The following is a 611-nucleotide window of genomic DNA, read 5'->3' as shown; positions in this document are numbered from 1 at the left end:
CGAGCGCGATCACCGGGGTGAACGCGACGACGACGGCGGCGCTCGCGAACACGATCGCGCTGCGCACCTCCAGCGAGGCGCGGAGGATCACCAGCAGCCTCGGCGCCGGGGCGGCGGCGGCGCGGTTCTCCCGCAGGCGGCGGGTGATGTTCTCGACATCGACCACCGCGTCGTCGACCAGTTCGCCGAGCGCGATCGCGAGGCCGGCCAGCGCCATGGTGTTGAGGGTGATGCCGAGCGCCGTGATCACCCCGACCGCCGCCAGCAGCGACACCGGAATGGCGACGAAGGAAATCAGCGCCGCCCGCCAGTCCCGCAGCGCGACGAGCAGCACGAGCAGGATCAGCGCCGCGCCGATCAGCAGCACATGGCCGAGATCGAGCAGCGCGACGCGGATGAACGCCGCCGGCGTGAAGGCGCGCGGATCGACGCCGACCCCCTCCGCCCGCAGCCCCGGCGTCAGCCGCGCGATCACGTGCGCCGCCTGGTTGGCGACCTTCAGCGTGTTGGCGCCATAGAGCGAGGAGACCAGCAGCAGCAGCCCCTGCCGGTCATGGATCAGCGCCGCGCCGAACCGCGGCGGCGCGGCGATCCGCACATGGGCGACATCG

At 72.8% G+C, this 611-nt stretch carries 1 protein-coding gene; it reads right to left on the bottom strand.

Translation table 11 applies throughout. The annotated features are described in order from the left end of the window. Window positions 1-611, bottom strand: a 611-nt coding sequence (locus tag APM_RS10920) for an efflux RND transporter permease subunit (protein ID WP_007423435.1), incomplete at both ends; no start/stop codon positions are given.

Origin of the sequence: Acidiphilium sp. PM (genome assembly GCF_000219295.1) — a bacterium.
GTDB classification, from domain to species: Bacteria; Pseudomonadota; Alphaproteobacteria; order Acetobacterales; family Acetobacteraceae; genus Acidiphilium; species Acidiphilium multivorum.
This window is presented reverse-complemented; position numbering and strand designations above follow the sequence as displayed.